The organism is Cellulomonas sp. PhB143 (assembly GCF_003752595.1).
Lineage (GTDB): Bacteria > Actinomycetota > Actinomycetes > Actinomycetales > Cellulomonadaceae > Paraoerskovia.
On sequence record NZ_RKIJ01000010.1, the window covers coordinates 117,702 to 143,265 of the forward strand.

Genomic DNA, 25,564 nt, shown 5'->3' on the forward strand with positions numbered 1-25,564 from the left:
GGGGGCCGACCGGGTCCCCGCCGACGGACCGCAGAGGCGAACGAGCCGATGCACGACAGAAATGGAGAGCCACCAATGGCTGCGATGAAGCCGCGGACGGGCGACGGACCTCTCGAGGTGACCAAGGAGGGCCGCGGGATCGTCATGCGCGTCCCGCTCGAGGGTGGTGGCCGGCTCGTCGTCGAGCTCAACGCGACCGAGGCGAGCGAGCTGGGCGACGCTCTCCAGGCCGTCGGCTGACCGACCCCGTACGGATCGGGCCGGGCGCACCTGCGGGTGCTGCCCGGCCCTTCGTCGTCCGGGAGCGGCTCAGCGGCGCACGGCGACGAGCAGCCCGTCGCCGACGGGCAGCAGCGCCGGGACGACGCGCTCGTCGTCGCGCAGCGCCCGCCCGACCTGCCGGACGACGGTCGTGACGTCGTCGCGCCGCGCCGGGTCGGCGACCTTGCCCCCGCCGAGCGCGCCGTCGACGGCGAGTACGCCCCCGGGGCGCAGCAGGCGCAGCGCCTGCTCGACGTAGTCCGCGTAGCCGGGGCGGTCCGCCGCGACGAGCACCAGGTCGTACGCGCCGTCCGTGAGCCGGGGGAGCACGTCCCGGGCGCGCCCGGGGATGGTGCGGGTGCGCGTCGGGCGGACCCTGGCCTCCCCGAACGCCTGCTTGGCGGCCCGCTGGTGCTCGACCTCGACGTCGATGGTCGTGAGCACGCCGTCCGCGGGCATCCCCCGCAGCAGCCAGAGCGAGCCCACGCCGGTCCCGGTGCCGACCTCCACGACCGCCCGGGCCTGCAGCGCCGCCGCGATCGCGCTGATCGCGGCGCCGGTGCCCGACGACACGGACCGGCACCCGAGCTCCGCGGCGCGCTCCCTGGCGCGCAGCAGGACCTCGTCCTCCGGGACGAACTCCTCGCAGTACATCCACCCCGCGGCCTGCGCGCTCGTGGTACCGCCGACGTCCCTGATGGTTGCCTCCCCGGTCCGGTGCCGTGCTCCCGACGGCGCCACCGGGTCGATGCTACCGGGCGACGTGCGGCGCGCCCCGCCGCCGCGCGCGGCGGCCGGGCAGCCACGAGCGGAGCGGGCGCCACGTATCGTTCAGGGGTGGCCGACGACCCCCGTACGCGACCGCCCGTCCCCGCGTCCGAGGCGGGCACCGGCGGTGACGGGCTGTTCGCGTCGCCGACGCCGGCCCCCGCGCGCGGCGCACCGGCCGGTGCGCCGCACGAGCGCCCGGACCCGTCGCCGTCGGGGCCGCCCCCGCAGCCTCAGCACGGGCACGGCGCTCCGGCGGGACCCGCCCGTCCCGCCGCGGACTGGCCACGGCCCGCGGCGCGGCGCGTCGGCCCGGTGCTGACCGCGGGCGTGGCGGTCGTCGCCCTGGTCGCCGGCGCGGTGGGCGGGATCGCGGCGGAGCGCATCGTCGACGCCGCGGGCATGTACCGGCCCGTCGACGCCGCGCTCCCGCAGCCCGCGTCGCCCGCCCGGGGCGCCGAGGGGACGGGGTCGGACGGCGCGGCGGGCACCGGCGGCGCCGGGGCCTCCGTCGGCGACGTCGCCGCGCGGGTCACGCCGAGCGTCGTCTCCCTGCGCGTCGAGGGGTCCGACGGGGTCACGACGGGCTCCGGCGTCGTCATCCGCTCCGACGGCTACGTGCTGACGAACAACCACGTCGTCGCGGCGGCCGGCGCGAAGGGCGCGATCGTCGCGCTGCTGCCCGACGGCACCCACCTGGACGCCTCGCTCGTCGGCGCGACGGCCGACTACGACCTCGCCGTCGTGCGGGTGAGGGCGCGCGACCTGACGCCGCTGGTGCTCGGCGACTCCGACGCGACGACGGTGGGCGACCCGGTGGTCGCCGTCGGCGCCCCGCTCGGGCTCGACGGCACCGTCACCACGGGGATCGTCAGCGCGCTGCACCGGCCGGTCACGGCGGGGGAGTCGTCGGGGACGGCGTTCATCGACGCCATCCAGACCGACGCGGCGATCAACCCGGGCAACTCCGGCGGCCCGCTGGTGGACATGGCGGGGGAGGTGGTGGGCATCAACTCCGCGATCGCCCAGCCGCCGGGCTCCTTCCAGGCGACCGGCAGCATCGGCCTCGGCTTCGCCATCCCGTCGAACCAGGCGCGGCGAACCGCCGAGCAGCTCATCGAGGACGGGACGGCCACCTACCCGGTGATCGGCGTCTACCTCGACGAGCGGTACACCGGCGAGGGCGTGAAGGTCGTGGCCGACGGTTCGGGCGACGAGCCCCCCGTCGCCCCGGGCGGCCCCGCGGACGACGCCGGTGTCCGGCCGGGCGACGTGATCGTCGCCGTGGACGGCCGCCCGGTCACGAGCCCCGACGAGCTCGTGGTCGCGGTGCGCGCCCGCGCGCCGGGCGACGCCGTGACGCTCCGGGTGCGGCCCGCCGGGGGCGAGGGCGCCGAGCGGGACGTCCGCGTGGTCCTCGACGAGGCGACCAGCGAGTAGTCTGAGCCGCGTGTTCGGGATCAACGGGAGCGAGTTCGTCGTGCTCCTCGTGCTCGCCGTGGTCCTCATCGGCCCCGAGCGCCTCCCGGGCTACGCCGAGCAGCTCGGCCGCGTCGTCCGGTCCGGTCGCGCCTGGTTCGAGCAGGCCAAGGCGCGCGTGGACGACGAGCTCGGCGACGAGGTCAAGGACGTCGACTGGTCGAAGCTCGACCCGCGCCAGTACGACCCGCGCCGCATCGTGCGCGACGCCCTGATGGACGGCTCCGGAGCCGGGGCCGCCGTGCGTCCGGCGGGCGCCGCAGCCGCCGCCGCAGCACCGGCGCCCGCCGGGCCACCGGTCTCGCCGGAGCACCCCGCCCCGTGGGACGACGAGGCGACCTGACCCGCCGGTGGACCGGTCCGCCGACGCACCCGCCCGACCTGACAGAATGGCCCCCATGCCCGAGCACGCCACCGCCGCCGTCCCCGCCCCGTCGTCGGGCCTGCCCCGCCTCTTCTCGGGGATGCAGCCGACCGACGACACGCTGCACCTGGGCAACTACATCGGCGCGCTGACCCAGTGGGTCGCGCTGCAGGAGTCCCACGAGGCCATCTACTCCGTGGTGGACCTGCACTCGCTGACGGTCAACCCCGACCCGGCGCTGCTGCGCGAGCGCACCCGCCGCACCGCGGCGCAGTACCTCGCGGGCGGGATCGACCCGGAGCGCTCGACGCTCTTCGTCCAGTCCCACGCGCCGCAGCACGCGGAGCTCGCGTGGCTGCTGTCCTGCCAGACCGGGTACGGCGAGGCGGCGCGCATGACCCAGTTCAAGGACAAGTCGGCCAAGCGCGGGACCGAGGGCACGAACGTCGGGCTGTTCACCTACCCGGTGCTGATGGCCGCCGACATCCTGCTGTACGACGCGGCCCGCGTGCCGGTCGGCGAGGACCAGCGCCAGCACCTCGAGCTCACGCGCGACCTCGCGGCGAGGCTCAACGCGCGCTTCGGACCGGGCACCGCCGTCGTGCCGGAGCCGCACATCGTCCGGTCGGTCGCCAAGATCTACGACCTGCAGGACCCGACGGCGAAGATGAGCAAGTCCGCGACCAGCGACAAGGGCGTCATCGGCATGCTCGACTCGCCGAAGGCCGCTGCCAAGCGCATCCGTGCCGCCGCGACGGACTCCGGCACCGAGGTGTTCTTCGACCGGGACGCCAAGCCCGGCATCTCCAACCTGCTGACGATCTTCTCGGCCGTCACCGGGCGGGACGTGGGGTCGATCGCCGCGGAGTACGACGGGCGCGGGTACGGGCACCTGAAGGTCGACCTGGCGGACGCCGTCGTCGACCTCCTGGTGCCCTTCCAGGAGCGGGCGGCGACGTACCTCGACGACCCGGCCGAGCTCGACGCCGTCCTCGCGCGCGGGGCGGAGCGGGCCCGCGACATCGCCCAGGGCACGCTGGAGCGCTACTACGACCGGTTCGGGCTGCTCCCGGCGCGGTCCGCGGTCGCCACCGGGAGCCCGGTGCGGTGAACCTGCCGGAGCGGGGCGACGGGCAGCTGCGCGTCGGGGTCGCGATCGAGGTCCCCGAGCCGTACGCGACCCGGCTGCAGCGCGCGCGGGCCCGGTTCGGCGACCCGCTCGCGGACACCATCCCCCCGCACATCACGGTGCTCGGCCCGACGGTCGTCGACGAGGCCGAGGTGCCGCGCGTCCATGAGCACCTGCGGGCGCTGTGCGCGCACGTCGCGCCGTTCCGGGTCCACCTGCGTGGGACCGCGACGTTCCGCCCGGTCTCACCGGTCGTGTTCGTCCAGGTCGTCGAGGGCATCGCGGAGTGCGAGCGGCTCGAGTCGCTCGTGCGCACGGACCTGCTCGCCCAGGAGCTGCGCTTCAACTACCACCCGCACGTGACCGTGGCGCACGAGGTGCCCGACGACGCGCTGGACCGCGCGTTCGCCGAGATGGCGGGCTTCGACGAGAAGTTCGACGTCGTCGCGCTGCACCTGTACGAGCACGGGGACGACGGCGTCTGGCGACCGGTCCGGGAGTTCGCGCTCGCGGGCGGGCCCGCCGTGCGCTGACTAGGGTCGGGGCATGGCCGCCGCGACCGACGAGGAGACGACGTCGTCGACCTCCGCCCTGGTGACCCGGGGCAAGCGCCTGAACGACCTCTGGAAGCACAGCCGCCCGGGGCGGGCGCTGCAGCACTACGGCGGCGAGCGCGGGGCGCTCCTGTGCGGCGGCATCGCGTTCTCGGCGCTGTTCTCGGTGTTCGCCGCGCTGACCATCGGGTACACCGCCTTCGCCACCGTGCTCGGCTCGAACGTCGAGCTCGAGGACCGCGTGTTCGACGAGGTCAACTCGTTCGTGCCGAACCTGATCGACACCGGTGACGGCGGGATGATCACGCCGGACCAGCTGCGGCTCGAGCTCGGCTGGTCCACCCTCGTCCCCGCGCTGGTCCTGCTGTGGACGGCGATCAGCTTCATGACCTACCTGCGCCGCGGCGTGCGGGCCATGTTCGGGCTCTCCGAGATCGGCCAGAGCCCGGTGCTGAGCAAGGTCTGGGCGCTCGCGGGCTTCGTCGGGCTCGGCATCGGGGTGATCGTCTCGACCGCGGCGAGCGTGGTGGTGGGCAGCCTCAGCAGCTGGCTCGCGGACCTGCTCCACCTCGGGGAGTCCGGGGCGGTCGCCGTGCAGGTCGCAGGGATCCTGGCGAGCCTGGTGATCGACGCGGCGCTCGTCGTCGGCATCGTCTGGATCGTGGCCGGTGCGCGTCCGCGGGCCCGGGACCTGTGGTTCGGGGCGCTGCTCGCCGCGGTCGCGTTCGGGGTCCTGCGATACCTCGGCACGAGCGTGGTCGCCGGCAGCGCGCAGGGCAACCCGATCCTCGCGCCCGCCGCCGTCATCGTGACGCTCCTGCTGCTCGTCAACTTCGTGGCGCGCGTGCTGCTCATGGTCGCCTCCTGGATGGCCGACCCGCCGTTCGTCGAGCCGCACCCGGACCCGGTGGAGACCCCGGCCGAGCGCGCCGCGCGCGAGGCGGCCGTGCGCGCAGGCCAGGGGGTCGGCTACCCGTGGAGCCCGGTCGTGCGCGGGGTGCGCCGCGGCCTGCGCCCGCGCGCGCGCCGGCTCGTCGGGCGCGGCGAGGCGCTGCGCCCCGAGAACCACCCCGACGGCGCCTGAGCCGCGACGCCTCGACCGGCAGGCAGGCCCAGGAACGACGACGCCGCCCCACCCCCGCGAGGGGTGGGGCGGCGTCGTCGGCGCGGCCGCGGGCCGTCAGAAGGCGCGGGTGATCATCGCCTGCTTGACCTCGGCGATCGCCTTGGTGACCTCGATGCCACGGGGGCACGCCTCGGTGCAGTTGAAGGTCGTGCGGCAGCGCCACACGCCCTCCTTGTCGTTGAGGATCTCCAGGCGCTGGGTGGCGCCGTCGTCCCGGCTGTCGAAGATGAAGCGGTGCGCGTTGACGATGGCGGCGGGACCGAAGTACTGCCCGTCCGTCCAGAACACGGGGCACGAGCTGGTGCACGCCGCGCAGAGGATGCACTTGGTCGTGTCGTCGAAGCGCTCGCGCTGCTCGGCGGACTGGATGCGCTCGCGGCTGGGCTCGTTCCCGTGGGTGATGAGGAACGGCATGATCTCGCGGTAGGAGGCGAAGAACGGCTCCATGTCCACGACGAGGTCCTTGAGCACGGGCAGGCCCTTGATGGGCTCGACCGTGATCGGCTTGTCCGGGTTGACGTCCTTGAGGAGCGTCTTGCAGGCGAGGCGGTTGCGGCCGTTGATCCGCATCGCGTCCGACCCGCACACGCCGTGCGCGCAGGAGCGGCGGAACGTGAGCGAGCCGTCCTTCTCCCACTTGATCATGTGCAGGGCGTCCAGGACGCGGTCGGTCCCGTGCGCGGTGACCGTGAACTCGTCCCAGGTGGACTCCTCGCCGTTCTCGGGCGAGTAGCGCCGCACGCGCAGCGTGACGTCGAAGGTGGGGATCTCGCCCGCCGGCTGCTCGGCGGCGGGGGCGTCCTCGAGGGTGGCAGTCATCAGTACTTCCGCTCCATCGGCTCGTAGCGGGTCTGCGTCACGGACTTGGAGCCCAGGACGACCTTGTAGCCGTCGAACTCCTCGACGTGGTCGAAGTACTCCTCGACCGTGCCGTCGACGGCGTCGGGCGCCGACGGCGGCCGGCGGTACGTCATCGTGTGCAGCATGTAGTTGGTGTCGTCGCGCTTCGGGAAGTCCTCGCGGTAGTGGCCGCCGCGCGACTCCTTGCGGTTGATCGCCGCGACGACCGTGACCTCGGCGATGTCGAGGAGGAAGCCCAGCTCGAGCGCCTCGAGGAGGTCGGTGTTGAACATCCGGCCCTTGTCCTGGACCGAGACGGTGCGGAAGCGCGCCTGCAGCTCGCGGATGTCCGTCAGGGCCTGGCCCAGCGACTCCCCGGTGCGGAACACCTGGGCGTTGGCGTCCATCGTCTCCTGCAGCGCCCGGCGCACGTCGGCGACGCGGTCGCCGTCGGGCCGGTCGCGCATCTCGTCGAGCTGGGCGACGGTCCGGGCCGCCGCGTCCTCGGGGAGCTCGGTGAAGGACGCCGTCCGTGCGTAGGCGGCGGCCGTGCGGCCGGCGCGCTTGCCGAAGACGTTGATGTCCAGCAGCGAGTTGGTGCCGAGGCGGTTGGACCCGTGCACGGAGACGCAGGCGACCTCGCCGGCCGCGTACAGCCCCTTGACGACGTGGTGGGAGTCGCGCAGCACCTCGGCGTCCACGTTGGTCGGGATGCCGCCCATGGCATAGTGCGCCGTCGGGTACACCGGCACGGGCTCCGTGTAGGGCTCGATGCCGAGGTAGGTGCGGGCGAACTCCGTGATGTCCGGGAGCTTGGCGTCGATGTGCGCCGGCTCCAGGTGCGTGAGGTCGAGCAGGACGTAGTCCTTGTTCGGGCCGCAGCCGCGGCCCTCGCGGACCTCGTTCGCCATGGAGCGCGCGACGATGTCGCGGGGCGCGAGGTCCTTGATCGTGGGGGCGTACCGCTCCATGAAGCGCTCGCCCTCGGAGTTGCGCAGGATCGCGCCCTCGCCGCGCGCCGCCTCGGACAGCAGGATGCCGAGGCCCGCGAGCCCCGTCGGGTGGAACTGGAAGAACTCCATGTCCTCGAGGGGGAACCCGCGGCGCAGCGCGAGCGCCATCCCGTCGCCCGTGAGGGTGTGGGCGTTCGACGTCGTCTTGAAGATCTTGCCCGCGCCGCCCGTGGCGAAGATGATCGACTTCGCCTGGAAGACGTGGATCTCGCCCGTCTGCAGGTCGTAGGCGACGACGCCGGTGGCGTGCACGTCCTCGTCGTCGGGCACGTCGCCCTGGGACAGGTCGTGGGTGGTGATGAGGTCCAGGACGTAGAACTCGTTGAAGAACTCGACGTCCTGCTTGACGCAGTTCTGGTACAGCGTCTGCAGGATCATGTGCCCGGTGCGGTCGGCCGCGTAGCACGAGCGGCGCACGGCCGCCTCGCCGTGGTTGCGCGTGTGGCCGCCGAAGCGCCGCTGGTCGATGCGGCCCTCGGGCGTGCGGTTGAAGGGCAGCCCCATCCGCTCGAGGTCGAGCACCGCGTCGATGGCCTCCTTGGCCATGATCTCGGCGGCGTCCTGGTCGACGAGGTAGTCACCGCCCTTGACGGTGTCGAACGTGTGCCACTCCCAGTTGTCCTCCTCGACGTTCGCGAGGGCGGCGCACATGCCGCCCTGCGCGGCGCCGGTGTGGGAGCGCGTGGGGTACAGCTTGGAGATGACGGCGGTCCGGACCTCGCCGGACGCCTCGAGCGCCGCACGCATGCCGGCGCCTCCGGCACCGACGATGACGACGTCGTACTGGTGGGTCTGCATCGGGGTCGATGCCTCCTGGCGGTTCCGAACGGATGGATGCGGTGGTGGGTGCCGGTCGGCCCGGCAGACCGGTCAGCCCGGCAGAGAGCTGCAGAACGAGGGCAGCAGGTCCGCCGCCGCGTCGGTCGGGCACGGGTCGAACGTGAAGATCACCAGGGTGCCCAGCACCACCACCACCGTGAACGCGAGGTAGAGGAAGAGCTTGAGCACGAGGCGGGTGCGGTCGCGCTCGGCGTAGTCGTTGATGATCGTGCGCACGCCGTTGGTGCCGTGGATCATCGCGAGCCAGAGCATGACCAGGTCCCAGACCTGCCAGACCGGGTTGGCCCACTTGCCGCCGACGAAGCCGAAGTCGATCGCGTTGACGCCCTCGCCCGAGACGAGGTTGACCCACAGGTGGGCGAAGATCAGGACGATCAGCAGCGCGCCGGAGGCCCGCATGAAGATCCAGCCGTACAGCTCGTAGTTCGAGCGCGTCGTCTTGCGGCGCGCGTACGGGTCGCGCGGCGCGGCAAGGTCCGGGACGGTGGCGGCCATCAGTTCCCCCCGAAGACGTGCATGAGCTGGCGCGGCAGGAACCCGGCCATCGTCACGACGAAGAGCCCGACGACGACCCAGAGCATCGTGCGCTGGTACTTGGGCCCCTTGGCCCAGAAGTCGACGAGGATGATGCGGACGCCGTTGAAGGCGTGGAAGACGATCGCGGCGACGAGGCCGATCTCCCCGAGGCCCATGATCGGCGTCTGATACGTGCCGATCACGGCGTTGTACGCCTCGGGCGACACGCGCACCAGTGCGGTGTCGAGCACGTGGACGAGCAGGAAGAAGAAGATGAGCACGCCGGTCACGCGGTGCGCGACCCACGACCACATGCCTTCGCGGCCGCGGTACAACGTGCCAGCAGGTGCACTCGGCACGGTGTGGCCTCCTGTGACGGGATCCGGTGCGACGTCGTGGCGTTCCCCGACCGCGTGGCGCATCCCCGGTCCTGGGGACCGGGCCGGGCGCGGCGTGGTGAGGAACCACGGTGTCCGTTCTCTGGAGACACTGTAATGACCGGATCGGGTCGGCAGGCACCCGAGATGCCGTGGGACGCGGTATCGCGCCCGGATCGTGACTCATCCCACACGGTCCGCGGCTCAGTAGGATCACGCTCATGGACACCCCGCGCGAGCCCGTCGACGACTTCTACGCCGTGGTGCCGGCCGGCGGCGCGGGGACCCGGCTGTGGCCGCTCTCGCGCCGGGCGGCACCGAAGTTCCTGCTCGACCTGACGGGCACCGGACGCTCGCTCCTGCAGGGCACGTACGACCGGCTGGTCGGTCTCGCCGGGCCGGGCGGCGTCGTCCTCGTCACGGGCGAGGGGCACGTCGCCGCCGCCCGGGAGCAGCTGCCGGACCTCGCCGCGGACGCCGTCCTCGCCGAGCCCTCGCCGCGCGACTCGATGGCCGCGATCGGTCTCGCCGCGGCCGTGCTGGCCGAGCGGCACGGGGACGTCGTCGTCGGCTCGTTCGCGGCGGACCAGGTGATCTCGGGGCAGGACTCGTTCGAGCAGGCCGTGCGCGAGGGGGTGGAGGCAGCCCGTGCCGGCTACGTCGCCACCATCGGCATCGCGGCGTCGCGCCCGTCCACCGCGTTCGGCTACGTGCGCAGCGGCGCGGGCCTCGGCATCACGGGCGCCCCCACGGCGCTGCACGCCGAGGGCTTCACGGAGAAGCCCGACGCCGAGACCGCGCGCGCCTACCTGGCGACCGGGCGCTACCGCTGGAACGCGGGCATCTTCATCACGCGCACGTCCGTGCTGCTCGACCATCTCGCGCGCGAGCGCCCGGCCCTGCACGACGGCCTGCGCGAGGTGGCACGCGCCTGGGACGGTCCGGACCGCGCCGAGGTCGTCGCGCGGGTCTGGCCGGGGCTCGAGCGGGTCGCCATCGACCACGCGGTCGCCGAGCCGGTCGCCGCGGCCGGCGGCGTCGCCGTCGTCCCCGGCGCCTTCGGCTGGGACGACGTGGGCGACTTCAACTCCCTCGCGGCGCTGCTGCCGTCCGTCGACGGCGCGGGCTCCAAGGTGCTCGGCGACGAGTCCTCGGTCGTGCGGCTGGACAGCGCCGGGTCCGTCGTCGTCCCGGGCGACCGCGTGGTCGCCGTCCTGGGCCTGGACGACGTCGTCGTGGTCGACACGCCCGACGCCCTGCTCGTGACGACGCGGGCCCGCGCGCAGCAGGTCAAGCGCATGGTCGACACGCTGCGCGAGATCGGCCTCGACGAGCTGGCCTGAGCGCCGGGGATACCCTCGGGGCGTGACCACCCGCACCGTCCGCACCCCGCCCCGGTCCAGCCTCGCCGCGCGGATCGAGGGCCTCGTGGCGACGCTGCACGACGAGCTCGTCGAGATCCGCCGGGACATCCACGCGCACCCGGAGACCGCCCACACCGAGACCCGCACCACGGCGCTGGTCGCCGAGCGGCTGCGCGCCGCCGGCCTCGAGCCGCGCCTGCTGCCGCGCACCGGGCTGGTCTGCGACATCGGCGAGAGCGCGCCCGGCGCGGACCGGGTCGCGCTGCGCGCCGACCTCGACGCGCTGCCGCTCGAGGACTCGTGCGGCCTGCCGTTCTCCTCGACCGTGCCCGGCGTCGCGCACGCCTGCGGGCACGACGTGCACACGACGGTCGTGCTCGGCGCGGGCCTCGTGCTCGCGGAGCTCGCGGCGGACGGCGAGCTGCCGCGCGGCGTGCGCCTCGTGTTCCAGCCGGCGGAGGAGGTCATGCCGGGCGGCGCGCTCGACACGATCGCGGCCGGCGCGCTCGACGGCGTCGGCGAGATCTTCGCGCTGCACTGCGACCCGAAGATCGACGTGGGCCGCGTCGGCACGCGCATCGGGCCGATCACCTCGGCCAGCGACGTCGTCACGGTCTCGCTCAGCTCCGACGGCGGGCACACCTCCCGCCCGCACCTGACCGGCGACCTGGTCTACGCGCTCGCCCAGGTGGTCACGCAGGTGCCGGCGGTGCTCGGGCGGCGGCTCGACCCGCGCTCGGGGGTCAACCTCACGTGGGGCGCCGTGCAGGCGGGCAGCACGCCGAACGCCATCCCGAGCACGGGGACGGCCCGCGGCACGCTGCGCTGCCTGGACGCCCGCGCGTGGGAGCTCGCCGCGCAGGTCCTGCACGACTCCGTCGAGATGGTCGCGGCCCCGTACGGGGTCGAGGTCGCCGTGCACCACGAGCGCGGCGTGCCGCCGGTCGAGAACCACGAGGAGCCGACCGGGCGCCTCGAGGCGGCGGTGCGCGACGTCGTCGGGCCGGACGCCGTCGTGCTGACCGAGCAGTCGCTCGGCGGGGAGGACTTCGCGTGGTACCTGACCGAGCGACCCGGCTCCCTCGCGCGGCTCGGGACGCGCACGCCCGGCGGCCGGTCGTACGACATCCACCAGGGCGACCTGCGCGTCGACGAGCGCGCGATCGACGTCGGCGTGCAGGTGCTGGCGCGGGTCGCGCTGGGCTGATCCCGGGTCCCCGACCAGGGCGTCCCACCAGATGGACGGGCATCGCCCGGGCGCGAGACGAACGATGACGCTTGCGTAACGAATCGGGACGGTTACCGCTGCGTAACCTGCGGGGGTGTGCGCCGTGGCTACTGTGCTCCAACAGGCCACCGGGCCGCTGCCCTCCACGCGTCCTCCACCAGTCCTGCACGGCGACGGTGCGTGCGGACGACGCGGCAGCGCCGGGCGGCCGGGACACCCACCACGACAGGAGCATCACGTGAAGAGAGCGACCAAGGTCACCGCGCTCGCAGCACTCTCAACCCTCGCGCTCACCGCGTGCGGCTCGGCCCCCGACGAGCCGTCGGCGAGCGGCTCCGCGGCGGCGGGCAGCGACTTCAAGGCCTGCATGGTCTCCGACGCCGGCGGCTTCGACGACAAGTCGTTCAACGAGTCCGGGTACAACGGCCTGCAGGACGCGAAGGACGAGCTCGGCATCCAGGTCGCGACGGCGGAGTCGCAGTCGAACTCCGACTTCGCGCCGAACATCGACAACTTGGTTCAGCAGGACTGCAACATGATCGTCACGGTCGGCTTCCTGCTCGCGACCGCCACGGGCGACGCGGCGAAGGCCAACCCGGACGTCGAGTTCGGCATCGTCGACTCGACCGCCCAGGACGCGGACGGCAACCCCGTCGAGATGGACAACGTCAAGCCGATCAGCTTCGACACGGCCCAGGCCGCCTACCTCGCCGGCTACCTGGCCGCCGGGATGAGCAAGACCGGCACCGTCGCCACCTACGGCGGCCTGCAGATCCCGTCCGTCACGGTCTTCATGGACGGGTTCGTCGACGGCGTCGCGAAGTACGACGAGGACAAGGGCAAGGACGTCAAGGTCCTCGGCTGGGACAAGGCGAAGCAGAACGGCTCCTTCGCGGGCACCTTCGACGACCAGTCCGCCGGCCAGCAGCTCACGCAGACGTTCATCGACCAGGGCGCGGACATCATCCTGCCGGTGGCGGGCCCGGTCGGTCTCGGCACGCTCGCGGCCGCCAAGGACGCCAAGGACGTCTCGGTCATCTGGGTCGACTCCGACGGCGCCGCGACCAACCCGGACGCGGCCGACCTGATCATGACCTCGGTCATGAAGCAGATCGGCCCCGCGGTGGACGACGTCATCACCGGTGCGGCGAACGACAAGTTCGACTCCACGCCGTACGTCGGCACGCTGGAGAACGAGGGCGTCGGCCTCGCGCCGTACCACGACTTCGACTCGAAGGTCCCGCAGGACCTGAAGGACGAGGTCGAGAAGCTCAAGAAGGACATCATCGACGGCACCATCACCGTCGAGTCGGAGAACGCCCCGAAGTGAGTCCGGTCGCCCGGCCGTGACCCGGCCGGGCGACGCTCCGTCGGTGCCCAGGACGACGACCGAGCCGACCCGGCCCCTCGCCGGGTCGGCTCGGTCGCGTCGGTCTAGGGTCGGGCCAGCAGGCCTGCGCCCGGAAGGAGATCGTGCGTGAAGCTCGAACTGCAGGGGATCACGAAGAGGTTCGGACCGCTCGTGGCGAACGACGCGATCGACCTCGTCGTCGAGCCCGGCCAGATCCACGCCCTGCTCGGCGAGAACGGCGCCGGCAAGAGCACGCTGATGAACGTCCTCTTCGGCCTGTACACGGCGGACGAGGGCACGATCCTCCTCGACGGGCAGGAGCGCACGTTCCGCGGCCCGCGCGACGCGCTCGCCGCCGGGATCGGGATGGTGCACCAGCACTTCATGCTCGTCCCCGTCTTCACGGTGGCCGAGAGCGTCATGCTCGGTCACGAGGACACCCGCGGCGGCGGCTTCCTCGACCTCGACACCGCGCGCCGGCGCGTGCGCGAGCTGTCCGACCGGTTCGGGTTCGGCCTCGACCCCGACGCCGTCGTCGAGGACCTGCCCGTCGGCGTCCAGCAGCGCGTGGAGATCGTCAAGGCGCTCGCGCGCGAGGCGAAGGTGCTCATCCTGGACGAGCCGACCGCCGTACTGACCCCGCAGGAGACCGACGACCTGATCGGCATCATGCGCCAGCTCAAGGACGCCGGGACGTCGATCGTCTTCATCACCCACAAGCTCCGCGAGGTCAAGGAGGTCGCCGACACGATCACCGTGATCCGCCGCGGTGCCGTCGTGGGCTCGGCGCAGCCGGACGCCTCCGAGAACCAGCTCGCCGAGCTCATGGTGGGGCGGGAGGTCTCGCTCGGCCTCGACAAGGCGCCGCCCACCCTCGGGGACGTCACCTTCGTCGTCGAGGGCCTGACCGTCCGGGACAGCACCGGGCACACGGCGGTCGACGGCGTCTCGTTCTCCGTCGCGCAGGGCGAGATCCTCGCGGTCGCCGGCGTCCAGGGGAACGGCCAGACGGAGCTCACCGAGGCGATCCTCGGCGTGCTGCCCGCCGACGCCGGCTCGGTGACCCTCGCGGGCCGCGAGCTGGTCGGCATGTCGCCGCACGACATCCTCGCCGCCGGGCTGGGCTTCGTCCCCGAGGACCGCAAGGTGGAGGGCCTCGTCCTCGACTTCACGGTCGGCGAGAACCTCGTGCTCGACCGGTACGACACCGCGCCGTTCGCGCGGGGCGTCGGGCTCGACCTCAAGGCGCTGCGGCGCAACGCCCAGGAGCGGATCGCCGAGTACGACATCCGCACGCAGGGCCACGGCCAGGAGGTCGGGCGGCTCTCGGGCGGCAACCAGCAGAAGGTCGTCGTGGCGCGCGAGCTGTCGCGCCCGCTGAAGCTGTTCATCGCGAGCCAGCCGACCCGCGGCGTGGACGTCGGGTCGATCGAGTTCCTGCACCGGCGCATCGTCGCCGAGCGCGACGCCGGCACCCCGGTGATCATCGTGTCCACCGAGCTCGACGAGGTGGCCGAGCTCGCCGACCGGATCGCGGTCATGTACGAGGGCCGGATCGTCGGCATCGTCGCGGGGGACACCCCGCGCTCCGTGCTGGGCCTGATGATGGCGGGCGTCCCGCTGGAGGAGGCGCGCGAGCAGGCACGCGAGGACGCGGAGCCCGAGGACGGGGCGCCCGGGACCCCGGTCGACACCGGCACGACCAGCACGAGCGCGACAGGAGACGAGCAGTGAGCGAGCAGCAGGCCCCGCCCCCCGGGGCGGCGGCGCCGGTACCGACCCGCTCTGCGGACCCCGCGGAGCACACGGCGGGCACGGGCGGGCGCGCGTCCCAGGTGCTGCGCGAGGTCAGCACGGGCAGCCTCGGCGTCACGGTGCTCGCGTTCGTCCTCGCCCTGGTCATCGGCGCGGTCCTGATCATCGCGGTGGACGACGACGTCGCGGCCGCGGCGGGCTATCTGTTCGCGCGGCCGGCCGACTTCTTCTCCGCCGCGTGGAGCGCCGTCGCCGACGCCTACTCCGCGCTCTTCCGCGGCGCCGTGATCAACTACCGGGCGGACGATCTCGCCGGCGTCATCCACCCCCTGACCGAGACGCTCACGGCCGCGACCCCGCTGATCATCGCCGCGCTCGGCGTGGCCGTCGGGTTCCGCGCCGGGCTGTTCAACATCGGCGCCCAGGGCCAGGTGATCATGGGCGCGACGGTCTCCGGGCTCGTCGGGTTCGCCTGGCACCTGCCGGTCGGGATCCACCTCGTCGTGGCGCTGCTCGGCGGGGTCGTCGCGGGCGGGCTGTGGGCGGGCATCGCCGGGTTCCTCAAGGCGCGCACGGGGGCACACGAGGTGATCGTCACGATCATGCTCAACTACGTCGCGCTCTACCTGCTGCAGTACCTGCTCACGACCTCGCTGTTCAGCACCGGCAACCAGCCCAAGAGCCGGAGCGTCGACCCTTCCGCCCAGCTGCCGTTGCTCCTGGGTGACCAGTTCCGCCTCAACGCGGGCTTCCTCCTCGCGATCCTGGCCGCCGTGTTCGTCTGGTGGCTGATGACCCGCTCGACGATCGGGTTCCGGTTCCGCGCCGTCGGCTCCAACGCCCACGCGGCGCGCACCGCCGGCATGAGCGTCACCGCCACGTTCGTGCTCGTCATGGTCGTCTCCGGTGCGCTCGCCGGGCTCGCCGGGGCGACGCAGGTGCTCGGCACGGAGAAGTTCCTCACCGACGGCATCGCGGGCACGCTGGGCTTCGACGCGATCACGGTCGCGCTGCTCGGCCGGTCGAAGCCGCTCGGCATCTTCCTGGCCGGCCTGCTGTACGGCGGCCTGAACGTCGGCGGCCGGGTCATGGAGGTCTCCACCGGCACGCCCATCGACATCGTCCTGGTCATCCAGTCCCTCGTCGTGCTCTTCATCGCGGCCCCGCCCCTGGTGCGGGCCGTCTTCCGGCTGCCGTCCCCCGAGACGAAGGAGGTCGCGGCATGACCGCCACCGACGTCGCCCCCGCGCGTCCCGCACCGTCCGCAGCGGTCGTCGGGCGCACCGTGTCCTACAAGGTCCCGGTCGCGCTCGGCGTGCTGGGCCTCGCCGCGCTCGTCCTGTTCGGCCTCCTCGGCCCCGCGGGCGAGACGACGACGTTCGGCGTCTCGGGTGCCTCGGACCTCGTGCGCATCGACCCGCTCGAGCTCCCGTCGCGTGCGACGGCGGTCGTGCTCTCGGTCGTGGCGCTGCTGCTGGCCGCGTACTCGGCGGTCGTCGCCCGCGCGTCCCGCGAGGTCCCCGTCTGGCTGGTGACCGTGTTCGGTGTCGTGTGGGTGCTCGCGTTCCTCACGTGGGCCGTCGCGGGCAAGTCGACCTCGCTCGTGAGCCTGCTCCAGGGCTCGCTCCTGCTCGCCGTCCCGCTCGCCTTCGGCGCCCTCGGCGGCCTGCTCAACGAGCGCGCCGGTGTCGTGAACATCGCGATCGAGGGCCAGCTCCTCACGGGGGCCTTCGGCGCCGCCGTCATCGGCTCCGTGACCGGCAACGCGTACGTCGGCCTGGTGGCGGCGCCCGTCTTCGCGCTCGTCATCGGGGCGATGCTCGCCCTGTTCACCGTGAAGTACCACGTCAACCAGATCATCGTCGGCGTCGTGCTCAACGTCTTCGCCGTCGGCCTGACGAGCTTCCTGTACGGCTCCGTGCTCAAGGAGGACGCGGCGCGGCTCAACTCGCCGCCGCGCCTCGAGGTGCTGCCGGTGCCCGGCCTGTCGCAGATCCCGGTCCTCGGCCCGGTCCTGTTCCGCCAGACGATCATCGTCTACCTGCTCTACGTCGCGGTCGTCGTGGTCTCGGTGGCGCTGTTCCGCACCCGGTGGGGCCTGCGTGTGCGGGCCGTGGGGGAGTACCCGCAGGCGGCCGACACCGTCGGGATCGACGTCGAGCGCACGCGCTGGCACAACGTGCTGCTCGGCTCCGCGGTCGCGGGTCTCGGCGGGGCGTTCTTCACCATCGGCTCCGTCGGGGCGTTCGGCGAGGAGATGACCGCCGGCAAGGGGTACATCGCCCTGGCGGCGATGATCCTCGGGCGCTGGTCCCCGGTGGGCGCGCTCACCGCGGCGCTGCTGTTCGGGTTCGCGGACAAGCTGCAGCAGGTGCTCGGCGTCCTGCAGACGCCGATCCCCAACCAGTTCATGCTGATGCTGCCGTACATCGTGACGATCTTCGCGGTCGCCGGCCTCGTCGGGCGCGTGCGCGGTCCGGCCGCGGCCGGCGAGCCCTACGAGAAGGGCTGACGGCGTGGGTGACGCGCACGAGGGTCCCGGCACGCGGGACGACGGCCCCAACGTCGGCTGGGACGCGCTGCGTGCCCGCGCCGTGGAGGTCATGGGCCGCGCGTACGCGCCCTACTCCCGCTACCGGGTGGGCGCCGCCGCGCTCGTCGACGACGGCCGCGTCGTCGTCGGCTGCAACGTGGAGAACGCCGCGTACGGCGTGACCCTGTGCGCCGAGTGCTCGCTCGTCAGCGCGCTGGTCACCGGCGGCGGCGGGCGCCTGGTGGCGTTCACGTGCGTCGGGGGCGACGGTCGCGTGGTCATGCCCTGCGGCCGCTGCCGCCAGCTCCTGTGGGAGCACGGCGGTCCGGGGCTCGTGGTGGAGACGCCGCGCGGTCCGCGGCCGATGTCCGAGGTGCTGCCCGACGCCTTCGGCCCCGACGACCTCGTGCACGCCGACGCCCGCCCCGAGGAGAGGACAGCATGACCGAGACCCATGACGCCGTGGACGTCATCCGGACCAAGCGCGACCGTGGTCGCCTCGACGACGCCCAGATCGACTGGGTCGTCGACGCCTACACGCGCGGTGCCGTGGCGGAGGAGCAGATGTCCGCGCTCGCCATGGCGATCCTGCTCAACGGGATGGACCGCGCGGAGATCTCCCGCTGGACGGCGGCGATGATCGCCTCCGGGGAGCGGATGGACTTCTCGGGGCTCTCGCGCCCGACGGCGGACAAGCACTCGACCGGGGGCGTCGGCGACAAGATCACGCTGCCCCTGGCGCCGCTCGTCGCCGTGTTCGGCGTCGCGGTGCCGCAGCTGTCGGGCCGCGGGCTCGGGCACACCGGCGGCACGCTCGACAAGCTCGAGTCCGTGCCCGGCTGGCGCGCGGCCCTGAGCACCGAGGAGATGCTCGCCCAGCTCGACGACGTCGGCGCCGTCGTCTGCCAGGCCGGGTCAGGGCTCGCGCCCGCGGACCGCAAGCTCTACGCGCTGCGCGACGTCACCGGGACCGTCGAGGCGATCCCGCTCATCGCGTCGTCGATCATGAGCAAGAAGATCGCGGAGGGCACGGGCGCGCTGGTGCTCGACGTCAAGGTCGGCTCCGGCGCGTTCATGAAGGAGCTCGACCAGGCGCGCGAGCTCGCCCGCACGATGGTCGACCTCGGGACCGACGCCGGCGTGCGCACCGTCGCCCTGCTCACGGACATGTCCACGCCGCTGGGGCTCACCGCGGGCAACGCCCTCGAGGTGCGCGAGTCGGTGGACGTGCTCTCGGGCGGCGGTCCGGCCGACGTGGTCGACCTCACCGTCGCGCTCGCGGTGGAGATGCTCGACGGCGCGGGGCGCCCCCAGGGCGAGGACGACGTCCGGGCGGCGCTCGCGGACGGCCGCGCGATGGACGCCTGGAACCGGATGATCGCCGCCCAGGGCGGAGACCCCGCGGCGGCGCTGCCCGTCGCGCGCGAGAGCGAGCAGGTGCTCGCCGACGCCGACGGGACGTTGGCGAGCCTCGACGCGTACGCCGTCGGCGTGGCCGCGTGGCGCCTGGGCGCGGGCCGGGCTCGCCGGGAGGACCCGGTCCAGGCCGGGGCGGGCGTCGAGCTGCACGCGAAGCCGGGCGACGTCGTCCGGCGCGGGCAGCCGCTGCTGACGCTGCACACGGACACCCCCGAGCGGTTCGCCCGCGCCCGCGAGGCGCTGGCGGGCGGCTGGAGCGTCCTCGGCGCCGAGGACCCGGGGATCCGGCCGGACGCCGCCCCGGTGGTGCTCGACCGGGTGGATCGGGCAGGCTGAGGCTGGACCCGCGCGGCACGAGGCAGGAGCGGAGAGCGCACATGGTGGACGAGCACGAGCGCCCGGACGCGGGCGGCACGCCGGCGCGCGACGCCGATCCCGACACCGACGGCGTGCCCCCCGCCCCGGAGGGTCCCCCGGGGCGACAGGTGCCCGCGTGGGTGGACGAGCGGCGTCCGCGGTCGGTCTACGGGGTCGGTCAGGAGCCGGACGCCCGGTTCAGCCTGGCCAACGAGCGCACCGCGCTGGCCTGGGTGCGCACGGGCCTGAGCCTCGTCGCCGGGGGCATCGCGCTGACCTCGTTCGCGACCTTCGCCGACCTGTCGGCGGTCCTGGACGTCGTCGCGGCGATCGCGTGCGTGGCGGGCGCCGGGCTGAGCGTCTGGGCCCTGGTGGGCTGGCAGCGCAACGAGAAGGCGCTGCGCCTCGACCGTCCGCTGCCCTCGCCGCGCGCGCTGCCGGTGCTCGTCGTCGGGGTCGTCGCGTTCGGCCTCGGCCTGGGCGTCTACGCGGTCTTCTCCGCATGGTGAGCGCGGCGGGCGCGGGCGACGACGCGCCGCGCGCCCACCCCTCGCGCGACGTCGGCCTGCAGCCCGAGCGCACGGCGCTCGCGTGGCAGCGCACGATCCTCTCGGTCACCGTGGGGTCCCTCGTGTGCGGGGCCACGGCGCTGCGGCTCGACCAGCCGGTCATCGTCGTCGCCGCCGCGGCGGTCGCGATCGCCGCGATGCTGCCCTCCGTGCTGCGGCTGCCCGAGGGCGGGCTGCCGAGCCACGGGCACCTGCGCAGCTGGCGCTTCCTCGTGCGGATGGTGCTCCTCGTCTCCGCGCTCGGCGCGGTGGGGACGGCCGCGGCGCTCGTCTCGATGCTGCAGGGCGACGGGTGAGGGTGCGGTGCGGCCGGGCGGCCTGATGCTCACCTCGGTGGCCCGCCTGCTGCCGGACCGGGACGGCCGGGCACCGCTCACGGCGCCCCGGCCGCCGGGCGCGGGGCCCGCCACCGCCGAGCGGGCGTGGCACGGGACGGGCCCGTTCGCCGGCGTCCTCGACGGCACGGCGGCGGGGCCGTGGCCCGTGCGGCTGGGCGCCGCGCGGCTCGTCCAGGCCGACGCCTCCTCCTGCGGTCCCGCCGTGCTCGGCGCGCTGGCGCTCGCGGGGGACCCGGTGCTGGCGCGGCACGTGCGCGACGGCGGCCCGGACGCCTGGCGCGCGCTCCAGGTCGTCCTCCGCCGCCGCGCCGGGCGCGCGTGGCCCGGAGCCCTCGGCACGCCGCCGTGGGGCGCGGCCCGCGCCGCACGGTTCGGGGCGGGCCCCGACGCGACCCGGTACCGCTCCGTGCTGCTCGACGACGCCACGGCGCGGGGGCAGCGGGTGCTCGCCGCCGCCGGGGCCCGGGCGCGCGCCGGGACGCCCGTACCCCTGTACGTGGGCGGTGACCTCGCCACGGGGGTGGCCACCGCCGTCCCGCGCCACGTCGTCCTGCTCGTCGCGGTCGCCGGCCCTGCGGTCGCCGACCCTGCGGTCGCCGGTCCTGCGGTCGCCGGCCCTGCGGGGCCGCCGGACGGCGGCGACGTCTGGCACGTCTACGAGCCGTCGTCGGGCGCGGTCCACCGGCTCCCGGCCGACGCCGCCCTCCCGGGGAGGGGCGTCCCGGGGCGGGCCGCCCGGGCGGCGCGCCGGCCCGCGCTCGGCGGCTGGACGCGGTTCTGCTGGGCCCTCCTGCCGGGCCGCGCGGCCGCCGCGCCGCGGGGCCCCGAACGGTAGCGTTGCGCCCATGACACCCACCGAGCTCGAGGCGCACATCGCCGAGCTGCCCAAGGTCCTCCTGCACGACCATCTCGACGGCGGGCTGCGCCCCCAGACCCTCGTCGAGCTCGCCGCCGACGTCGGGCACACGCTCCCGGCCGAGGACCCGGAGGCGCTCGCCGACTGGTTCGAGGAGTCGGCCGACTCGGGCTCGCTGGTGCGCTATCTCGAGACGTTCGAGCACACGATCGCCGTGATGCAGACGGCGGACGCGCTGCGCCGGGTCGCCCGCGAGGCCGTGCTCGACCTGGCCGCCGACGGCGTGGTGTACGCCGAGCAGCGCTGGGCGCCCGAGCAGCACCTGCGCCGCGGGCTCACGCTCCAGCAGACCGTCGAGGCCGTGCAGGCCGGCATCGAGGAGGGGACGGCGCTCGCGGCCGAGCAGGGCCGGGACATCCGCGTCGGCCAGCTCGTCACGGCGATGCGGCACGCGGACCGGTGGCAGGAGATCGCCGAGCTCGCGGTGGCGAACCGCGAGGCCGGCGTCGTCGGCTTCGACATCGCGGGCGCCGAGGACGGGTTCCCGCCGTCGCGCCACCCCGAGGTGTGGCGCTACCTCGCCGAGAACGACTTCCCGACGACGATCCACGCCGGCGAGGCGGCCGGGACCGACTCGATCCGCGAGGCCGTGCACCTGGGCCAGGCCGACCGCCTCGGGCACGGGGCGCGCCTCGTCGAGGACATCGCGTTCGACGCCGGGTCCGGGACCGCGACGCTCGGCCGGCTCGCCCACTGGGTGCGCGACCACCAGATCCCCCTCGAGCTGTGCCCGTGCTCGAACCTGCAGACGGGCCTGGCGCCGTCGATCCGGGAGCACCAGATCACGCGGCTCAAGGAGCTCGACTTCGCGGTGACGCTCAACACCGACAACCGCCTGATGTCGCGGACCTCGATGACCCACGAGATGACCCGCCTGGTGCACGAGGCCGGCTGGACCGTCGACGACCTCGCCGACGTCACCATCACCGCCGCGTGGAGCGCGTTCATCCACCACGACGAGCGGCGCTCGCTCGTCGACGACGTGATCCTGCCGCGCTACCAGCAGATCGAGGGGGCCCGGCTGTGAGCACCGCCCCCCTGGACCGCGCGAGCCTGGCCCGGTTCGTCGACCACACCCTGCTCAAGCCGGAGGCCACGGCCGACGACGTGGCGGCGCTGGTCGCCGAGGGCGTCGCCCTCGGCGTCTTCTCCGTCTGCGTGTCGCCGTCGATGCTGCCGCTGGACGCCGCCGCGACCCGGGAGCGCGGGCTCGCCGTCGCCACGGTGTGCGGCTTCCCGTCCGGCACCCATCACAGCGAGGTCAAGGCCGCCGAGGCGGCGCTCTCGGTCGCGCAGGGCGCGGACGAGGTGGACATGGTGATCGACCTCGGCGCCGCGAAGGCGGGCGCGTGGGACCACGTCCAGGCCGACGTCGCGGCCGTCCGGGCCGCCGTCCCGGAGCCCCGCGTGCTCAAGGTGATCATCGAGTCGGCCGCGTTGACCGAGCACGAGATCGTGGCGGCCTGCCGGGCGGCGCAGGCGGCGGGCGCCGACTTCGTCAAGACCTCCACGGGGTTCCACCCCGCCGGCGGCGCGAGCACCCACGCGGTGGCGATCATGGCCGAGACCGTCGGCGGCCGCCTCGGCGTCAAGGCGTCCGGCGGCGTGCGCACGCTCGCCGACGCCGTCGCGATGATCGAGCACGGCGCGACGCGGCTCGGCCTGTCGGGGACGGCGGCCGTGCTCGCCGGCTTCGACAGGACCCCCGCGCCCGGCTCGGGCACCGCCGGCGGCGGGTACTGAGCGGCGTGGCGGCACCGGAGGCCGGCGAGCGGCGTCGCGCGAAGGACGCCCCGCCGCGCGAGGCGACCGTGCTCCGCGCCGAGCGGCTCACCCCGGCCATGGTGCGCCTCGTGCTCGGCGGCCCCGACCTGGTGGGACTCGACGTCGGTGCCTCGAGCGACCGCTACGTCAAGCTGCTGTTCCCCGAGCGGGCGGTCGACGGACGGCCGCCGGTGCGGGCCTACACGGTCCGCTCGTGGGACGCGGCGGCCTCGCAGATGACGATCGACGTCGTCGTGCACGGGACCGGGGACGACGCCGGGATCGCGGCCGCGTGGGCGGCCTCCGCGCGGCCGGGCGACACCGTCCGGTTCCGCGGACCGGGCGGCGGCTACGCGCCACGGCCGGAGGCGCCGTGGCACCTGCTGCTCGGCGACGAGTCCGCGCTGCCGGCGATCGCCGCGGCCGCGGAGGCCGTGCCGCGTGGCGTCCCGGTCCTCGCCGTGGTCGAGGTCGCCTCGCCCGCGGAGGAGCAGCCCCTCGCCTCGCCGGGCCGGCTGGACGTCCGGTGGGTCCACCGGGGTCCGGGGACCCCCGCCGGTCAGAGCCTGGTCGCCGCGGCGGGGGCGCTCGACCTCGTCGCCCTGCAGGCCGAGCACGGCGGGGCGCCGCAGGTCTTCCTGCACGGCGAGGCGGGCGCCGTCCGGTCCGTGCGCCGCACCCTGCGGGCGGCCGGCCTGGCCGCGGGCGACCTCTCGGCGTCGGGGTACTGGCGCCTGGGTCGCAGCGACGAGGCCTGGCGCACCGAGAAGCGCGGCTGGAACGAGGCCGTCGCGGCGGACGACGCCGAGCTCGCGGGCCCGGCCTGACGCACGTGACGTGCACGGCACCCACCGCCGAGCGCGCCATCTGTGGGTCGAGCCGGGCCGATGGGCCGACAGATGACGCGTTCGGCGGTGGGGGCGGTCAGAGACCCAGCGCCGCCCGGACGTCGTCGGCCACCCGGTCGAGGCGCTCGCGCGCCTGCGCGCGGGACTCGGTCACGGCGGCGCGCGTGGCGCCCGCGGCGACGGGGAGCACCACCTCGAGGTAGCACTTGACCTTGGGCTCGGTGCCGCTCGGCCGGACGATCACCCGGGTGCCGTCCGCTACGCCGAGCAGCACGCCGTCCGTGGGCGGCAGCCCGGCGTACCCGTCGGCGAGGTCGGCGACCTCCGTGACCTCGGCGCCGCCGAGCGTCGTGGGCGGCGCGGCGCGCAGGCGGTCCATCGTCTCGCCGATCTCGGCCAGGTCCTCGAACCGTGCGGAGACCTGGTCGGTCACGTGCAGGCCGTGCGCCCGCGCGAGGTCGTCGAGGGCGTCGAGGACGGTGCGTCCCGCGGCGTGCAGCCGCGCCGCGAGCTGCGCGAACGCGAGGGCGGCGCTGATGCCGTCCTTGTCGCGGACCGTCGCCGGGTCGACGCAGTACCCGAGCGCCTCCTCGTAGCCGTAGACGAGCCCCTCGACGCGGGCGATCCACTTGAAGCCGGTCAGCGTGGTGCGGTGCTCGAGCCCGTGGGCGGCGGCGATGCGGGCGAGGACCCGGGAGGACACGACGGAGCTCGCGAGGACGCCGCCGCCGGCACCCGCGCGACGGGCCAGGTCCTCGCCGAGCAGCGCCCCGACCTCGTCGCCGTGCAGCATGCGCCAGCCGTTGCTCCGGGCGGTCTCCGCGCCCTGGTACGTGCCGCGCGAGGGGTCGAGGACGGCGACCGCGCAGCGGTCCGCGTCCGGGTCGTTGGCGATCACCAGGTCCGCGGCGGAGTCCTGCGCCAGCGCCAGCGCCATGTCGACGGCGCCGGGCTCCTCCGGGTTGGGGAAGGCGACCGAGCCGAAGTCGGGGTCCGGCTCCTGCTGCTCCTCGACCGCGACCACGTGCTCGAACCCCGCCTCGCGCAGCGCGGCGTGCAGCACGCGGCCGCCGACGCCGTGCAGGGCGGTCGTGACGATCCGCAGCCGGCGCGGGCCGTCCTCGGCGCGCCGGCCGACGGCGTCGAGGTAGGCGCGCAGCACGTCCGGTCCGAGCACCGTCCAGCCGTCGTCGGCGCGCGGCACGTCGTCGGCCCCCGGCGCCGCGGCGATCCGGTCGGAGATCTCGGTGTCGGCCGGCGGGACGATCTGGGCGCCGCGGCCCGACTCCTCGACGGCCCTGCCGCCGAGGTAGACCTTGTACCCGTTGTCCTGCGCGGGGTTGTGGCTCGCCGTGACCATCACGCCGGCGTCGGCGGCCAGGTGCTGGACCGCGAACGCGAGGACGGGGGTGGGCAGGGCCTGCGGCAGCAGGTCGACGCGCGCGCCCGCCGCCGTGAGCACCTGTGCGGTGGCGAGCGCGAAGTCGTGCGAGCGGTGCCGCGCGTCGTACCCCACGACGACGCGGGGGGCGTCGCCCGCCCCCACGCGGTCGCCGAGGTACGCGCCGAGACCCGCGGCGGCGCGCACGACGACGGCCCGGTTCATCCGGCGCGGGCCCGCGCCCATGCGGCCGCGCAGCCCGGCGGTGCCGAACTCGAGGGGGCCCGCGAAGCGGTCGGCGAGCTCCTCCCGTGCCGCGCGGCGGACGTCCTCGCCGCGCGGGTCCGTGCCCCGTGCGTGGGCGACGAGCGCCTCGATCTCCGCGCGGTCGTGGGGGTCCGGGTCGGCGGCGGCCCAGGCGTCGGCGCGCTCGAGCAGCGCGTCCAGGTCCTGCGGGGTACGGAGGTCGGTCAT

The 25,564-nt window shown here is 74.5% G+C and carries 26 protein-coding genes; 20 read left to right on the plus strand and 6 right to left on the minus strand.

Annotated features, from left to right (window positions below; all coding sequences use genetic code 11):
• The first annotated feature begins 75 nt into the window (after positions 1–75).
• On the plus strand, positions 76–240 hold the full coding sequence (locus tag EDF32_RS04595; RefSeq protein WP_123307355.1) for a DUF3117 domain-containing protein: 165 nt from the start codon (positions 76–78) through the stop codon (positions 238–240).
• A 69-nt stretch (positions 241–309) separates the two neighbouring features.
• Here EDF32_RS04595 and EDF32_RS04600 read toward each other — a convergent pair whose 3' ends face one another.
• Entirely contained in the window at positions 310–915 is a 606-nt protein-coding gene (locus EDF32_RS04600) for an O-methyltransferase (RefSeq protein WP_123307356.1), read from the minus strand.
• Between the two features lie 183 nt (positions 916–1,098).
• Here EDF32_RS04600 and EDF32_RS04605 point away from each other — a divergent pair, with 183 nt between their 5' ends.
• From EDF32_RS04605 to EDF32_RS04625, 5 genes are read left to right on the plus strand one after another with little or no spacing between them, the layout of a single operon-like run.
• On the plus strand, positions 1,099–2,469 hold the full coding sequence (locus tag EDF32_RS04605; protein ID WP_233565706.1) for a S1C family serine protease: 1,371 nt from the start codon (positions 1,099–1,101) through the stop codon (positions 2,467–2,469).
• Positions 2,470–2,479: 10 nt separating this feature from the next.
• Complete coding sequence (locus EDF32_RS04610) at positions 2,480–2,851, plus strand: Sec-independent protein translocase TatB (RefSeq protein WP_123307357.1); 372 nt, start codon at positions 2,480–2,482, stop codon at positions 2,849–2,851.
• A 46-nt stretch (positions 2,852–2,897) separates the two neighbouring features.
• Positions 2,898–3,983, plus strand: coding sequence for a tryptophan--tRNA ligase (trpS, locus tag EDF32_RS04615; protein ID WP_123307358.1), 1,086 nt, complete (start codon positions 2,898–2,900; stop codon positions 3,981–3,983).
• Positions 3,980–4,534, plus strand: a complete 555-nt coding sequence (locus tag EDF32_RS04620) for a 2'-5' RNA ligase family protein (protein ID WP_123307359.1) — start codon at positions 3,980–3,982, stop codon at positions 4,532–4,534. Before trpS ends, EDF32_RS04620 begins: the two co-directional genes overlap by 4 nt.
• Positions 4,535–4,547: 13 nt before the next feature.
• Entirely contained in the window at positions 4,548–5,639 is a 1,092-nt protein-coding gene (locus EDF32_RS04625; RefSeq protein ID WP_123307360.1) for a YihY/virulence factor BrkB family protein, read from the plus strand.
• 96 nt (positions 5,640–5,735) lie between these two features.
• Here the strand turns inward: EDF32_RS04625 and EDF32_RS04630 are convergent, their stop codons facing one another.
• The 4 genes from EDF32_RS04630 to sdhC all read right to left on the minus strand — a co-directional run bounded on the left by EDF32_RS04630 (position 5,736) and on the right by sdhC (position 9,249).
• A complete protein-coding gene (locus EDF32_RS04630) occupies positions 5,736–6,500 on the minus strand; it encodes a succinate dehydrogenase iron-sulfur subunit (protein WP_123307361.1) in 765 nt (254 codons plus the stop codon).
• Complete coding sequence (gene sdhA, locus EDF32_RS04635; RefSeq protein ID WP_123307362.1) at positions 6,500–8,332, minus strand: succinate dehydrogenase flavoprotein subunit; 1,833 nt, start codon at positions 8,330–8,332, stop codon at positions 6,500–6,502. The genes EDF32_RS04630 and sdhA overlap by 1 nt, the downstream gene beginning before the upstream one ends.
• 72 nt (positions 8,333–8,404) lie before the next feature.
• Positions 8,405–8,869, minus strand: a complete 465-nt coding sequence (locus EDF32_RS04640; protein ID WP_123307363.1) for a succinate dehydrogenase hydrophobic membrane anchor subunit — start codon at positions 8,867–8,869, stop codon at positions 8,405–8,407.
• Positions 8,869–9,249 (minus strand): succinate dehydrogenase, cytochrome b556 subunit, encoded by a 381-nt coding sequence (sdhC, locus tag EDF32_RS04645; RefSeq protein WP_123307643.1) that lies wholly within the window; start codon positions 9,247–9,249, stop codon positions 8,869–8,871. The genes EDF32_RS04640 and sdhC overlap by 1 nt, the downstream gene beginning before the upstream one ends.
• Before the next feature lie 239 nt (positions 9,250–9,488).
• On the opposite strand from sdhC, the gene EDF32_RS04650 reads away from it, so the two are divergent.
• The 14 genes from EDF32_RS04650 to EDF32_RS04715 all read left to right on the plus strand — a co-directional run bounded on the left by EDF32_RS04650 (position 9,489) and on the right by EDF32_RS04715 (position 23,688).
• Positions 9,489–10,610, plus strand: coding sequence for a mannose-1-phosphate guanylyltransferase (locus tag EDF32_RS04650; protein ID WP_123307364.1), 1,122 nt, complete (start codon positions 9,489–9,491; stop codon positions 10,608–10,610).
• A gap of 22 nt (positions 10,611–10,632) precedes the next feature.
• The gene (locus EDF32_RS04655; protein WP_123307365.1) at positions 10,633–11,838 is read left to right on the plus strand and encodes an amidohydrolase; all 1,206 of its coding nucleotides are present in this window, start codon (positions 10,633–10,635) and stop codon (positions 11,836–11,838) included.
• 259 nt (positions 11,839–12,097) lie between these two features.
• Positions 12,098–13,189: a BMP family protein gene (locus EDF32_RS04660; RefSeq protein ID WP_158614055.1), complete on the plus strand. Its 1,092-nt coding sequence runs from the start codon at positions 12,098–12,100 to the stop codon at positions 13,187–13,189.
• 147 nt (positions 13,190–13,336) lie between these two features.
• Entirely contained in the window at positions 13,337–14,944 is a 1,608-nt protein-coding gene (locus EDF32_RS04665) for an ABC transporter ATP-binding protein (protein ID WP_123307366.1), read from the plus strand.
• Positions 14,941–16,191 (plus strand): ABC transporter permease, encoded by a 1,251-nt coding sequence (locus EDF32_RS04670; RefSeq protein WP_123307367.1) that lies wholly within the window; start codon positions 14,941–14,943, stop codon positions 16,189–16,191. Before EDF32_RS04665 ends, EDF32_RS04670 begins: the two co-directional genes overlap by 4 nt.
• Positions 16,188–17,477 carry an ABC transporter permease gene (locus EDF32_RS04675; RefSeq protein WP_123307368.1) on the plus strand — a complete coding sequence of 430 codons (1,290 nt, stop codon included), beginning with the start codon at positions 16,188–16,190 and terminating at the stop codon, positions 17,475–17,477. Before EDF32_RS04670 ends, EDF32_RS04675 begins: the two co-directional genes overlap by 4 nt.
• 4 nt (positions 17,478–17,481) lie before the next feature.
• On the plus strand, positions 17,482–17,943 hold the full coding sequence (locus tag EDF32_RS04680) for a cytidine deaminase (protein ID WP_255414241.1): 462 nt from the start codon (positions 17,482–17,484) through the stop codon (positions 17,941–17,943).
• Positions 17,940–19,253: a thymidine phosphorylase gene (locus EDF32_RS04685; RefSeq protein ID WP_123307369.1), complete on the plus strand. Its 1,314-nt coding sequence runs from the start codon at positions 17,940–17,942 to the stop codon at positions 19,251–19,253. Before EDF32_RS04680 ends, EDF32_RS04685 begins: the two co-directional genes overlap by 4 nt.
• Positions 19,254–19,294: 41 nt before the next feature.
• Entirely contained in the window at positions 19,295–19,783 is a 489-nt protein-coding gene (locus EDF32_RS04690) for a YidH family protein (RefSeq protein WP_123307370.1), read from the plus strand.
• Positions 19,780–20,139, plus strand: coding sequence for a DUF202 domain-containing protein (locus EDF32_RS04695; protein WP_158614056.1), 360 nt, complete (start codon positions 19,780–19,782; stop codon positions 20,137–20,139). Before EDF32_RS04690 ends, EDF32_RS04695 begins: the two co-directional genes overlap by 4 nt.
• A 37-nt stretch (positions 20,140–20,176) precedes the next feature.
• The gene (locus EDF32_RS04700; protein ID WP_148061565.1) at positions 20,177–21,016 is read left to right on the plus strand and encodes a hypothetical protein; all 840 of its coding nucleotides are present in this window, start codon (positions 20,177–20,179) and stop codon (positions 21,014–21,016) included.
• A gap of 10 nt (positions 21,017–21,026) precedes the next feature.
• Positions 21,027–22,124, plus strand: coding sequence for an adenosine deaminase (locus EDF32_RS04705; RefSeq protein WP_123307373.1), 1,098 nt, complete (start codon positions 21,027–21,029; stop codon positions 22,122–22,124).
• Positions 22,121–22,840, plus strand: coding sequence for a deoxyribose-phosphate aldolase (gene deoC / locus EDF32_RS04710; protein ID WP_123307374.1), 720 nt, complete (start codon positions 22,121–22,123; stop codon positions 22,838–22,840). Before EDF32_RS04705 ends, deoC begins: the two co-directional genes overlap by 4 nt.
• A gap of 5 nt (positions 22,841–22,845) precedes the next feature.
• Complete coding sequence (locus EDF32_RS04715; protein ID WP_233565707.1) at positions 22,846–23,688, plus strand: siderophore-interacting protein; 843 nt, start codon at positions 22,846–22,848, stop codon at positions 23,686–23,688.
• Positions 23,689–23,785: 97 nt separating this feature from the next.
• Here EDF32_RS04715 and EDF32_RS04720 read toward each other — a convergent pair whose 3' ends face one another.
• Entirely contained in the window at positions 23,786–25,564 is a 1,779-nt protein-coding gene (locus EDF32_RS04720) for a phospho-sugar mutase (RefSeq protein WP_123307375.1), read from the minus strand.